Source organism: Microbacterium sp. SORGH_AS_0454, from assembly GCF_031453395.1.
In the GTDB taxonomy this organism is placed as follows: Bacteria; Actinomycetota; Actinomycetes; order Actinomycetales; family Microbacteriaceae; genus Microbacterium.
Map to the genome: position 1 here is coordinate 1,137,398 of NZ_JAVIYS010000001.1, position 12,532 is coordinate 1,149,929.

Genomic DNA, 12,532 nt, shown 5'->3' on the forward strand with positions numbered 1-12,532 from the left:
CCCCCGCCCTTCTGCGGGATCCCGGAGCCACGGCATCCCGCCCCCTTTTCCCGACGCTCACCCGGGACGTCTAGGCTTTTCAGGTGCTTCGCCTTGTTGCTTCCGCCGCCCTGGGAGTGGTGATCGGGGCTCTGATCGTCGCCCTGCTCGGAAATCCGGACACCGGGATGCCGATCTTCGGCATCGCGCTCACGGTCTTCATCCTCGCGATCACCATCACCCGGTTGGCGAGCGGTCTCTCGGCGTCATTCCCCTCTGCCGCCGCCGTCCACGAGGCTCGCGACGCCCGCCGCCTGGGACGCGCCCGCATCGACTCGGTTCGCCAGACCGGGACGTTCATCAACGAGCAGCCGGTCTGCGACATCGATGTGACGGTGGTCGCGCTCACCGGCGACGCGTGGGCGACCACGATCCGCACGATCGTCCCGCTGATCGAGCTGCCGGCCTACCAGTCCGGTGTCGAACGCGATGTCGCGATCCTGCTCGAGGGCGGCCCCGAGGTCGCCTTCGTCGACGGGGAACTCTCGCCCGCCGAGATCGAGCGCCTCGTCATCCCGACACGTACCGAGGTCGAGGTCCGATCGATCCCCCCGGGAACGCGCATCGACAAAGGCCGTCGCCGCGGGCCTCTCATCGGCATCGGCCGCCGCGGACGTCCCCTTCGACTCGCGGTGTTCGCCGTGGTCGCGGCCCTCGCCGCCGGTGCCGTTCTGCTGCCGTTCCGAGAGGGTCTCGGCCTGACCGTCGACGCGTGGTCGGAGGGACGGTGGAGCGTCGACATGCGCCGGCCCGACACCCTCCTCAGCGCCGAGAGGTCGCTCGAGGAGGCGATCGGTCACGATCGAGTGGTGTCGATCACCGTGATCGCGGATGCCGTGATCGTGAACGCCCCGGTCCGCGCCGGCGCCATCGAGACCGACGAGTGGACCTACCGCGGGGGCCGCGTCAGCCACGACGGGCCCGCGAGCAGCCAGCCCCAGCTCGCCGAGGAACAGTTCTCGTGGTCCGACGTGGCTCTCGACCGCATCTGGCCGGCCATCGAGAACGCTTCGGCCCAGAGCGGGCTACCGACAGACGGCGGATCGGTGTTCATCCACCGCACGACCGACACCGACCTGGACAGCCCGACCTTCAACCGCAGCGTCGAGGCGCCCGAGATATCGTTCGGACTGCGCGATGACTACCGCGACCAGTCCTTCCGCCTCGATGCCACCGGAACCGACCTCCGCGCGATGGGCTGAGCCATCCGTCATTCGTCGAGGACGGCGAGGACGTTGCCCGCCGGGTCACGGAACCACGCGATCAGCGGACCGCCCTCGCGCATGATGCCGCGGGAGTCGGTGGGAAAGTCGGCGTCGTCGTAGATCTTCGTGTCGACGCCGCGGGAGCGCAGGTCGTCGACAGCCGCCTCGACGTCGGCCACGGGGAAGTTCAACACCGTGAACGAGGCCGGCTGGTGGTGGGGCTTGCCGTAGACGAGCACGCGTCCCCCGGAACCGAGATGCAGCGCGAGAAAGCCCGATCCCTCGAGCACCTCGACGCGGAGTCCGAGGGTGTCGGCATAGAAACGGTGCGCCGCCTCGAGGTCGTCGACCGCGAACCCGGAGTAGGCGCCATCGGCGTGGAACATCGTCGTTCTCCTTCGCTATTGCGTCACGTACGCCGTGACACTCGGTGACAAACGGATCGGGATGCCGGTGACATCGGAATCATCGGGATCCCCGATCGCGACGGTGAGGGTCTCGTCGACCCCGAAGATCGCGGCTCCCTCCTGTGCCCCGCTCGCGCAGCCGGCCGACCACGGTCGATTGTCGGTGGAGGTGAAGGCGACGATGCAGCGTCCGTCGCCGTCGTCGGGCTGGGCGAGGTAGATGCGGAAGTCGCTCACCGTCGCGATGTAGCGCGTGCTCCCCGCGTCGATCCCGCTGTCGCGCAGGATGTCGGCCGAGATGACGTCCTCGATCGTCTGCGGGAAGGTCAGCTCGGGATAGGCCGCCGACGCGGGATCGGGGGTCGCGGCCATGGTGGGGGCCACGCTCGCACCGATCGCGATGCCGATACCGAGCAGAGCCAGAGCGCCGACGGAGAGGAGCACGAGGCGCAGAACGCGCCGGGGCGTGAGGGGGGCGGCATCCGGGGTCGAGGAATCCTCGTCAGGGGCGGCGGCTCCGGGGGTCGAGGGACCCTCGAGAGGGGCGGCGGCTCCGGGGACGGAGCGCATGGCGACGGGGGCGACGGGGGCGGGCGTCGAACCCGCGGACTCGGGGGCGGCGGAGGAGCCGGAGCGGCGGACCTGCTCCTCGAGCTCGGCGAGACGCTCGATCATCGCGGGGGTCGCGGACGCCCCCTCGGCCCCGTACACGCGCTCGCGCAGCCGGCGCAGCTCGACGTCGTCGTCCATGCGTTGACTCTAGGGCCGTGCCGGTGCGGTCGGGGCGGGCTCAGGCCTCTCGGTGGGGCGCCGTGGCGTCGAGGGCGTCGGCCGCCCCCACCAGGGCGAGATGCGAGAGCGCCTGCGGGGTGTTCCCGGCCTGACGACCGGTCGTGGGGTCGTACTCCTCGGACAACAGGCCGAGATCGTTGGCGACGGCCGTCAGCCGGTGCATGAGCGCGACGGCCTCGTCGCGGCGGCCGCTGTGGGCGTACTGCCCCACCAGCCAGAACGAGCAGGCGAGGAAGGGATGCTCGTCGCCGGTCAGGCCGTCCACGCCCGTGGTGCGGTAGCGCAGCAGCCATCCGTCGGGCATGAGGGTCTGTTCCATGCGGGCGACGGTGGCGAGCATGCGCGGATCGTCGTAGGCGCAGAAACCCACCTGCGGCAGCACGAGAAGCGAGGCATCGACCTCGTCGGTGTCGAAATGCTGCGTGAACCAACCGCCCGCGTGCACACCGCGGGCGTCGATGTCGGCCCGAACACGATCGCGCAGGGTGCGCCACGTGGTGACGTCGCCGTCGCGCCCGCCCTCTTCGACGGCCCGGATGCCACGGTCGAACGCCGCCCACACCATCGCCCGCGAGTGCGTGAAGAAGTGGGGTTCGCCGCGCATCTCCCAGATCCCGAGGTCGGGGCGGTCGACCTCGGTCGCCAGCTGGTCGAGGAGCGCCCGCTGCAGCGACCACGAGAACGTCGTCTCTTCGACGCCGGCGTTGCGCGCGGCTTCGAGCGCGACCATCACCTCGCCGATGACGTCGGCCTGGTACTGGTCGACCGCGCCGTTGCCGATGCGCACGGGGGCCGCGCCGCCGTAGCCGGGAAGGCTGGGGATCTCGCGCTCGGGCAGGTCGCGCTCCCCCGCGATGCCGTACATGATCTGCACGTCGGACGGGTCGCCCGCGATCGCGCGCAGCAGCCAGTCGCGCCAGCGGTGCGCGGCATCGAGGTAGCCGTGGTCGATGTAGGCGCTGAGGGTGAGAGCGGCGTCGCGCAGCCAGACGTAGCGGTAGTCCCAGTTGCGGGAACCGCCGAAGGCCTCGGGGAGAGAAGTCGTCGCCGCCGCCACGATTCCGCCCGTCTCGGAGTGCGTGAGGGCGCGCAGCACCATGAGCGAGCGCGTGACCAGCGCCGCGTGGGTACCGGCGGCCTGCACGCGGTCGGCCCACGCGGCCCACCATTCGCGGGTGCGCTCGAGCGCCGCCTCGACGTTGAAGGCGGCGGGCGGCTCCTGCCACGACGGGCCCCAGGCGAGGACGGAATCGACGCTTCGGCCCGGCTCCGTCGTCCAACGGCCGCGGTGGGCGGTGTCGACGGCGATCAGGCGGGGTCCGCGGATCGTCACCGAATCGGGGCCGGCCGCGGCGAGGACGACGTGCTCGTCGCCGCCGCCGATCTGACGCACCCACGGCACCGCACGGGCGTAGTCGAAGCGCAGACGCACCTCGCTGACGAAATCGACCTCGCCCGAGACCCCGACCACGCGGCGGATGAGGGCCTCCACGCCCTCGTCGACGGGCATGGCGTCGTAGACGTCGGCGATGCCGGTCGAGGTCTCCCACCGCGTGACGAGCACGAAGGTGTCGCCGTCGTACCGCCGGGTCGCCCGCGCCTCGGGGTCGGCGGGACGCAGCGTCCAGGCACCGTGGGACTCATCGCCGAGAAGGGCGCCGAACATCGACCCGCTGTCGTACCGCGGCAGGCACAACCAGTCGACGCTCCCCGCGGAGGAGACGAGAGCGGCGGACCGGCAGTTGCTGAGGACCGCGTAGTCCTCGATCGGAGTCGTCACCCTCGGATTGTGGCAGGTACCGCCGACATCGTGTCGATCGATCTCGCTAGTGACTTCCCTGCGCCCGCTGCAAGCGGCACGGCGATGTCGGGGGCGAGCGCTACGGTGACCCCATGGCTGCGGACACCACCCTGATCATCCTGGGCGCTTCGGGCGACCTCACTTCGCGACTGCTGCTCCCGGCCCTCGGCCAGTTGCTCTCGCGCGAGCCGAACCGGTCCGTGCGTCTGCACGGGGCGGGCATGGAGGACTGGACCGACGAGCACTGGCGCGAGGTGGTCGAGAAGGCTTTCCAGACGATGGATGCCGACGACGCCTTCGCCTCGGTCTCGGAGACGACCTATTCTCGAGCCGACATCACGACGGCCGCCGATCTGCAGAAGCTGCTCGACGACGCCGAGGGCCGACCGGCCCTGTACTTCGCGGTGCCCCCGGCGGTCACCGAGAAGGCGTGCCTCGCGCTCAGCGACGTGACGATCCCCGAGGGAACGATCCTCGCCCTCGAGAAGCCGTTCGGCACCGACGAGGCGAGCGCCCGCACGCTGAACACGCAGCTGGCGAGCCTGGTGCCCGAAGACCAGGTGTTCCGCATCGACCACTTCCTCGGCCGCTCCACCGTGCTGAACCTGCTGGGCACGCGATTCGCGAATCGCATCGTCGAGAGCGTCTGGTCGGCCGACGACATCGCCTCGATCCGCATCGACTTCCCCGAAGCCCTGGGCCTCGAGGGCCGCGCCGGCTACTACGACGCGGCCGGTGCCCTGGTCGACATGATCCAGAGCCACCTCCTGCAGGTCATGGCCTTCGTCACGATGGAGCCCCCGGCATCCCTGGATCAACTCGATCTGCGCGATGCGACTTCGGCGGTGCTGCGCGCGACCCACGTGAAAGACGACGACCCGGTCGCGAACTCGCGCCGCGCGCGCTACACCGCGGGCGACGTGGGCGACCGCCACTTCTCGTCGTACGTGGACGAGCCCGGGGTCGATGCCTCGCGCGACACCGAGACGCTCGCCGAGATGACCGTCGAGGTGCGCACGGCCCGCTGGCAGGGTGTTCCGATCCTGCTGCGCTCGGGCAAGGCACTCGGTGCGGGAGACCCGGCCGTCACCGTGACGTTCAAGCCCGTCCGGCATCTTCCCGACGGGTTCATCGGCGAGAGCGAGCCCTCCCAGATGGTGTTCTCGCTCGGGCCCGACACGATCAGCCTGGGCCTGAACATCAACGGCGCCGACGACCCTCTCGACCTCGAGCGCGTGAACCTCTCCGCCCACCTCGGCGAGGGTGCCCTCAAGGCCTACGGCGAAGTCCTCTCCGGCATCCTCGATGGGGACGCCATGCTCGCCGTCCGCGGCGATGCGGCCGAGCAGTGCTGGCGCATCGTTCAGCCGGTCATCGACGCGTGGCGCAAGGGCGAGGTCCCGCTCGACGATTACCCGGCGGGTACCGCCGGTCCCGCGTCGTGGAACGCCTGACCGACGCCGCCGCGCGCACCGGGGCCTCGGCGCCGCCGGTTGCGGACCGGCGGCTCATCGCAGACCTATAGGTTCACACGGGAACACTTCGCCGTCTCATGGCGTTGAATGGCTCGGGTCAACGGCGTCCCGGATCAGCCCTCGTTCTCAGGAGTCCCCATGTCTCTCACCCTCGACCGCACCGCCCCCACCGACGCCCCCATCCTCGACGTCCTCGCCGAGCGTTGGAGCACCCGCGTCTTCGACCCCGAGACGCCGATCGACGAGTCGGCCCTGCGCTCCGCCCTCGAGGCCGCCCGCTGGGCTCCCTCGGGCATGAACTTCCAGCCGTGGCGCTTCATCGTGGCGCGCCGGGGCACCGCCGCGCACGAGCGCGTCGTCGCCTCGTTGATGGGCTTCAACCAGGCCTGGGCTCCCGCGGCCGGCGCTCTTCTCGTCGTGCTCGCCGAGACCGAGACAGAAGACGGCGAGGCTCGTACCTGGGCTCTGTACGACAGCGGACAGGCCGCCGCCCACTTCACCGTGCAGGCGCACGCCGAGGGCCTCGCCACCCACCAGATGGGCGGCTTCGTCGCCGACGACCTGCGCGCGGCGTTCGACATCGACGCCCGCTTCACCCCCGTCACCGTGATCGCGGTGGGCGCCCTGGGCGACGTCGACGCCGCCGAAGAGGGCCTGCGTCAGCGCGAGCTCGCGCCGCGCCAGCGCCGCACGGTCGAGGAGTCGCTGCTCGTCGACGACTGAGCCACGGCATCCGCCCTCCGACGCTCCCCGCCGGGAGGACCGCCCTCGTACGGCGTCCCTCCGGGCGGGGAGCGTTCTCGTTCGCGCGGCGCGGCTGGTCCGGAGTCCGGGCTGCCCCGCGGGGCAACCGGGACCGGGTCGCCGTCTCCCCCCCCGCCCCCCGCCCGCATAAACGCTATTTGCGCGCAGAAACACGCTCTGCTCGCGTTTTTGCGAGCAGAGCGCGTTTATGCACGGGCGGGGGGGGAAGAGCGGGAAACGGCGCTCATGCATGGGACGTCGAGCGAGCGGGAGACGCGCCGCATCCTCGAACGCAGAGGGGGGATGCCACGCCCTCGACGCGGCATCCCCCCTCGCTCCCGCTACTCGACGATCTCCGCCTCGATGACGTCGTCGTCGCCCGGCTCCGGTTGCGCGGGGCCGGTGCTCACGAGCACGAGCGAGTCGCCGTCGCTGGCCACATCGACCCGAACGACGTCGCCGTCGCGCACCGTTCCGGCGAGGATCGCCATGGCGAGGCGGTTCTGGATCTCGGTCTGGATCAGACGGCGCAAGGGCCGGGCACCGTACACCGGGTCGTAGCCGCGCTCGGAGAGCCACGACCGGGCATCGGGTGTGACCGCGAGGCTCAGCCGCCGCTCGCGCAGGCGCTTGTGCAGCGCGTCGACCGCGAGCTCGACGATCTGTGCGAGGTCGTCCTGGCTGAGCGCCTGGAAGATGACGATGTCGTCGAGGCGGTTCACGAACTCGGGTTTGAAGGCCTGGCGCACGAGCGCCTGCACCTGCTCGCGCTTGGCGTCGATCGACAGGGTCGGATCGATGAGGATGGGCGACCCGAGATTCGAGGTCAGGATCAGGATGACGTTGGTGAAGTCGACCGTGCGACCCTGGCCGTCGGTCAGGCGACCGTCGTCCATGACCTGCAGCAGCACGTCGAACACCTCGGGGTGCGCCTTCTCGACCTCGTCGAGCAGCACGACGCTGTAGGGGCGCCGACGCACGGCCTCGGTGAGCTGTCCGCCGGCCTCGTACCCGACATACCCCGGAGGGGCACCGACCAAGCGCGAGACCGAGTGCTTCTCGCCGTACTCCGACATGTCGATGCGCACCATGGCGTGCTCGTCGTCGAAGAGGAAGTCGGCGAGCGACTTCGCCAGCTCCGTCTTGCCGACGCCGGTCGGGCCGAGGAAGAGGAAGGAGCCGACCGGGCGATTCGGGTCACTGATGCCCGCGCGCGAGCGACGCACCGCGTCGGACACCGCCTTCACGGCATCCTTCTGTCCGATCAGGCGCTTGCCGAGCTCGCGCTCGAGGTGCAGCAGCTTCTCGGTCTCGCCCTGCAGCAGGCGCCCCACCGGAATCCCCGTCCACGCGGCGATGACGGCCGCGATGTCCTCGTCGGTGACCTGATCGTTGACCATGCGGTCGCCCGCCGGTTCTTCGCGCTCGGCGACCATGAGCTCGCGTTCGAGAGCCGGGATCTCGGCGTAGAGGAGTCGCGATGCCCGCTCGAGGTTGCCCTCGCGCTGCGCGCGCTCGGCGTCGACGCGAGCGGCATCCAGCCGGGTCTTCAGATCACCGACGCGGTTGAGCGAGGCGCGCTCGCGCTCCCACCGGGCCTGCAGGTCGTCGAGCTTGGCCTGTTCGGCGGAGAGAGTCTCGCGCAGGGTCGCCAGGCGCTCCTTCGACGCGTCGTCCTTCTCTTTCTTCAGCGCGAGCTCCTCGAGCTTGAGGCGGTCGACGTGTCGGCGCAGTTCGTCGATCTCCAGCGGCGCGGAGTCGATCTCCATGCGCAGCCGCGAGGCGGCCTCGTCGATCAGATCGATGGCCTTGTCGGGCAGCTGACGCGAGGGGATGTAGCGGTTGGACAGGGATGCCGCGGCCACGAGCGCCGCGTCGGCGATCGCGACCTTGTGGTGAGCTTCGTACCGCTCCTTGAGGCCGCGCAGGATCGCCACGGTGTCTTCGACCGTGGGCTCGCCGACGTAGACCTGCTGGAAGCGCCGCTCGAGCGCCGCATCCTTCTCGATGAACTCGCGGTACTCGTCCAGCGTCGTCGCACCGATCAGGCGCAGTTCGCCGCGCGCGAGCATCGGCTTGAGCATGTTGCTTGCCGCAACCGACCCCTCGCCACCACCCGCGCCCATGAGGACGTGCAGTTCGTCGATGAACGTGATGATGCGGCCGTCGGACTCGGTGATCTCTTTGAGGACGCTCTTGAGGCGCTCCTCGAACTGGCCGCGATACATCGCCCCCGCGACGAGAGCCGAGATATCGAGCGAGACCAGCTCTTTGTTCTTGAGGCTCTCGGCGACGTCGCCCGCGACGATGCGCTGCGCGAGCCCCTCGACGACGGCGGTCTTGCCGACGCCGGGTTCGCCGATGAGCACGGGGTTGTTCTTCGTGCGCCGGGTGAGCACCTGGCTGACGCGGCGGATCTCGCCGTCGCGCCCGATCACGGGATCGAGCTTGCCCTGGCGAGCCCGGTCGGTGAGGTTGATGCCGAATTGCTCGAGGGCGCTGCGCGCGTCCTCCTGCCCCGGCTGTTGTGTGGCGTTCATGTGTTCTCCTGAAAGTCTGTTCGCCGCCTCAAAAGTTGAGCTGCTTTGACTCAAGTTTAGCAGCGGGGAAGTCACGGGGCAATGGGGGTCGGGCCACCCGGGACGGGGCCGTGACACGGGGAAGACCCGGTCGAGGTCGAGGTCGGGGTCGAGGTCGAGGTGCGGGCCGAGGTCGAGGCGGAGGCCGAGGTGCGGGTCGAGGCGGGCCGTCATGCGGAGCATTGCCGAGCCACGCCGGTGGGGGCGGCGGCGAAACGGCGTGTCAGCGTCGTTCTCCGCCCGACGGCCCTGCCCCGCGGCTCCGCTTCGGGCGCAAGCCACACCCCGCCGCACACGGCACCACCGACCGTCGCGCGGAGTTCCGTCCGACACGCCGCCACCACGCCCGCCGGAACAGGCGTCGACCGCGAACTCCGCACGACGGCACAGGGCGGCGAACCGTCGGCTCACCGGAGACGGGCCACCGACCGCGCCACGAGCCGGACCACCAGGACACCGGGCCAGGACACCGGGACACCGGGTAGGCACACCGGGACACCAGGACACCGGACCGGGACACCAGGACACCGGACCGGGACACCGGGCAGGCACACAAGGACACCGGACCGGGACACCGGGCAGGCACACCAGGACACCGGGCCAGGACACCGGGCAGGCACACCGAGACACCGAGCAGGCACACCGGACCGAGGCACAGAACCGGGACACCTGTCCGGGCCGGCGCACCGGACCACCGGCCGGGACCCGTGGAGACCGGAACCCGACCCGGCGAGCTCAGGCCGGGATCGGCTCCTCATCCCGCGCGGGAACATCAGCCCCGGACGCCACGGGCTCGCCGCACGAGAAACGCGCGCGGTACGCCGTGGGGGTCAGCCCCATCGTGCGGGCGAAGTTCTGGCGCAGCACCGCGGCCGAGCCGAAACCGCACTCCGCGGCGATCCGATCGAGGCCCAGGTCGGTCTGCTCGAGCATCCGCTGGGCGTGCAGCAGACGCTGACGCGCGAGCCACGCGGCCGGGGTCACCCCCAGGTCCGCCTTGAACCGCCGAGCGAAGGTGCGCGGCGACATGTGGGCGCGCGCCGCGAGCCGATCGACCGAGAGCTCGCCATCCAGATTCTGCAGCATCCACTCGGTGACCGGGGCGAGCGAGAGCGAGGAATCGATCGGGATCGGCGAGGCGATGAACTGCGCTTGGCCTCCGTCGCGTTGGGGCGCCACGACCATACGACGGGCGATGCGGTTGGCGAGTTCGGAGCCCAGCTCCTGACGCAGCAGGTGGAGGCTCGCGTCGAGCCCGGCGGCGGTGCCGGCACTGGTGATGATGTTCCCGGACTGCACGTAGAGCACGTCGGGATCCACCTCGATCTCGGGGTACATCCGCGCCATGACGTCGGCGTAGCGCCAGTGCGTCGTCGCCCGCTTGCCGTCGAGGACCCCGGATGCCGCGATCACGAACGACCCGCTGCATACGCTCAGCAGCCACGCGCCGCGCTCGTGAGCCCGACGGACGACCTCGATCACGCGCGGGTCGACGGCTCCCCACTGCGCGCGCGGTATCGGCGCGAGCACGAGAATGTCGACGTCGGCGGCCGCATCCAGTCCGCGCTCGACGTTGACCGAGAACCCGATGTTCGACGGCACCACACCGGGGTCGGGCGCGACGATTCGGAAGTCGAAGTTCGGGATGCCGTCATCGCTGCGGTCCAAGCCAAATGCCTCGCAGGCGAGACCGAACTCGAACGGGGCGAACCCGGGCTGGATGACGACGGCGACCGAGCGCATGCGAACCTCCGGTGTGGCAGAAATCTGACGACAGGCGTCCATCATGCCACTCGTGGGCACCATTCCTCTACCCGTAGCTTTCCTGCCATGGCTTACTTCATCGCCCTCGGCATCCTTTCTCTGGCCGGCATCGTCGGAACCGTGTGGCTCGTCCGCACCGACGGCTACGGCCGGGTTCCCACGGACCCCCGGCGTGTGGACCCGCGAGAGCCCCGCGCGGCGAGGGGCGAGGCCCCGCAAGAGCCCCGCGCGGCGAAGAACCAGGCGCCGCTCGAGACGCTGCGGGTGGCAGCCCCCGAGACCCGGCACGCCGCGACCGGCCCCGCCGTCGCGCCCACACCCGTGACGGCCACCGCCGCGCGCACGGTCGCAGACAGGGAAACACACCCCGATCCCGGATGCCGGCACCCCGGCGCGTCGCGACACGCTCCGTCCGCGCGCGTGCGGGGTCTTCCGATCCGCTCGGACCGGTCGTCTCAGCGTCCCGCGGCGACCGCGCGAGCGTACACGTCGACCATCGCTGCCGTGCGCGAGGACTGGCGGAACCGCTCGGCGATGGAGGGATCGGGCACGATCGGGGAGCCGGCGGCGACGTCGTCCGCGGCACGGCGCAGGGCCTCCGCGAGCGCCGGGACCGTGGCATCCCGAACCGCCCAGACGCCCGAGCCGAGCTCGGCGGCGATGTCGGGGTCGCTCACCACGGCGGGGGTCCCCAGCGAGGCCGCCTCGAACACCGTCATGCCCTGGGTCTCGAACCCGATCGAGGTCTGCACGACGACGTCGGCATCGCCGAGACGCCGGAGTGTCTCGGCGTAGGGCAGACGGCCCGAGAAGATCACCGAGGCCACGGGCGACGACCGTTCGATCAGTCGTCGCGCGGCGCGCAGCTGAGCCCCGCCGCCGACGATCTCGACCTCGGCGTCGATTCCCGAGGCGACGACCGCCTCGAGGAACGGCAGAAGGCGCTTCTCGGGACTCATGCGGCCGAGCCAGATGAACCGCGGGCGGCCGGGCCGGCGAACCCCCGCCTCGGCGCTCAGTGCCGCGTCGAGCACATCGTCGTCGATGCCGTTCCAGATGACGTCGACCGCATCGGCGACGCCGTGCGTCTCGAGGCGGCGGGCGAAGTGGCCGGAGGGGGCGGTGACGGCTCGCGAAAGGCGGGCGAGCTGTCGCAGGAACGCCCACCCGTCGGCGGGGCGCGGGGTCGCCGGACTCGGCGCCACTCGCCGACCTTGCACAGACGCGACCGAGCCCTCCGAGGTCGGCGCGCTCGCGCGAGACCCGACAGCGTCCGGAAGCACTCGCCGCGCCCAGGCGTTGAGCGCGCGCAGCACGAGCCCGGGGAAAGGCGCGGTCGCCTCGATCCCCACGTCGACGCGGTTGTGCATGGTGTGCACCACCGGCAGGCCGTGGCGAGCGGCGTAGCGGTGGCCGATGAACGCGCCCCAGAAGTCGGCCTGCACGTGCACGACGTCGACCGGGAGCCGCGCGCCCATCTCGGCATCCAGGAATCTGTCCGTCCGGGTGCCCGGCCAGGTCAGCGCGTACTCGCGGTCGGGGGTGATCGCGATCGACGGCAGGTCGAGGTAGGCCGCGTCGTGGTCGGCCGGTCGATGCAGGCGCGGCGCCACGACCGTGACGACGTGACCCGCGCGCTCGAGGAAGCGCTTCTGCAACCGCATCGACACCTGCGCGCCGCCGAGCGACTCGAGGTGCTGGTCGGCGAACATCACGACGTGCACGG

General features: G+C 70.8%; 9 protein-coding genes. 3 read left to right on the top strand and 6 right to left on the bottom strand.

The annotated features are described in order from the left end of the window. Positions 1–83 precede the first annotated feature (83 nt). Complete coding sequence (locus QE454_RS05220; protein WP_307457344.1) at positions 84–1,241, top strand: hypothetical protein; 1,158 nt, start codon at positions 84–86, stop codon at positions 1,239–1,241. A gap of 8 nt (positions 1,242–1,249) precedes the next feature. Here the strand turns inward: QE454_RS05220 and QE454_RS05225 are convergent, their stop codons facing one another. From QE454_RS05225 to QE454_RS05235, 3 genes are read right to left on the bottom strand one after another with little or no spacing between them, the layout of a single operon-like run. After that, positions 1,250–1,630 (bottom strand): VOC family protein, encoded by a 381-nt coding sequence (locus QE454_RS05225; RefSeq protein WP_307313740.1) that lies wholly within the window; start codon positions 1,628–1,630, stop codon positions 1,250–1,252. Between the two features lie 15 nt (positions 1,631–1,645). Next, the gene (locus tag QE454_RS05230; protein WP_307457341.1) at positions 1,646–2,401 is read right to left on the bottom strand and encodes a hypothetical protein; all 756 of its coding nucleotides are present in this window, start codon (positions 2,399–2,401) and stop codon (positions 1,646–1,648) included. Between the two features lie 40 nt (positions 2,402–2,441). Beyond that, on the bottom strand, positions 2,442–4,223 hold the full coding sequence (locus tag QE454_RS05235; protein ID WP_307457336.1) for a glycoside hydrolase family 15 protein: 1,782 nt from the start codon (positions 4,221–4,223) through the stop codon (positions 2,442–2,444). Positions 4,224–4,336: 113 nt separating this feature from the next. Here QE454_RS05235 and QE454_RS05240 point away from each other — a divergent pair, with 113 nt between their 5' ends. Together QE454_RS05240 and QE454_RS05245 are read left to right on the top strand one after the other, a co-directional pair. Continuing rightward, positions 4,337–5,698, top strand: a complete 1,362-nt coding sequence (locus QE454_RS05240) for a glucose-6-phosphate dehydrogenase (RefSeq protein ID WP_307457335.1) — start codon at positions 4,337–4,339, stop codon at positions 5,696–5,698. Positions 5,699–5,857: 159 nt separating this feature from the next. Beyond that, positions 5,858–6,442, top strand: coding sequence for a nitroreductase family protein (locus tag QE454_RS05245; protein ID WP_210076863.1), 585 nt, complete (start codon positions 5,858–5,860; stop codon positions 6,440–6,442). A gap of 362 nt (positions 6,443–6,804) precedes the next feature. Here QE454_RS05245 and QE454_RS05250 read toward each other — a convergent pair whose 3' ends face one another. From QE454_RS05250 to QE454_RS05260, 3 genes are all read right to left on the bottom strand, one after another. Then, positions 6,805–9,003, bottom strand: coding sequence for an ATP-dependent Clp protease ATP-binding subunit (locus tag QE454_RS05250; protein WP_307313751.1), 2,199 nt, complete (start codon positions 9,001–9,003; stop codon positions 6,805–6,807). Between the two features lie 774 nt (positions 9,004–9,777). Continuing rightward, the gene (locus tag QE454_RS05255; protein WP_307457331.1) at positions 9,778–10,785 is read right to left on the bottom strand and encodes a GlxA family transcriptional regulator; all 1,008 of its coding nucleotides are present in this window, start codon (positions 10,783–10,785) and stop codon (positions 9,778–9,780) included. A gap of 476 nt (positions 10,786–11,261) precedes the next feature. Further along, on the bottom strand, positions 11,262–12,530 hold the full coding sequence (locus tag QE454_RS05260) for a glycosyltransferase (RefSeq protein ID WP_307457325.1): 1,269 nt from the start codon (positions 12,528–12,530) through the stop codon (positions 11,262–11,264). Positions 12,531–12,532 lie beyond the last annotated feature (2 nt).